General features: G+C 35.7%; 1 protein-coding gene. It reads left to right on the forward strand.

Translation table 11 applies throughout. The annotated features are described in order from the left end of the window. Positions 1-280 (forward strand): DUF1722 domain-containing protein (locus AAEY83_RS14280; protein ID WP_351059856.1); only part of this gene is annotated, 280 nt, incomplete at both ends.

Here is a 280-nt window from a genome sequence, read left to right on the forward strand (position 1 = left end):
GTGATGACGTAACTGCTCTTGCTGATAAGTACATTTTAGGTTTGATGAATGGACTTAAAAAGCCAGCCTCACGCAAAAATAATTGTAATACCTTAATGCACTTACAGGGCTACTTTAAAAAAGATTTATCGTCAGTCGAAAAACAAGAAATGCGAGAAGCAATTGATGAATACAGCGATGGTTTAGTGCCTCTTTACGTGCCACTTACTTTGCTAAAGCATCATTTAAAAGTGCACCCAAACGAGTATCTTGAAAAACAAGTATTTTTTAATCCTTATCC

This window comes from Psychrobacter sp. TB20-MNA-CIBAN-0197 (assembly GCF_040309765.1).
Lineage (GTDB): Bacteria > Pseudomonadota > Gammaproteobacteria > Pseudomonadales > Moraxellaceae > Psychrobacter > Psychrobacter submarinus.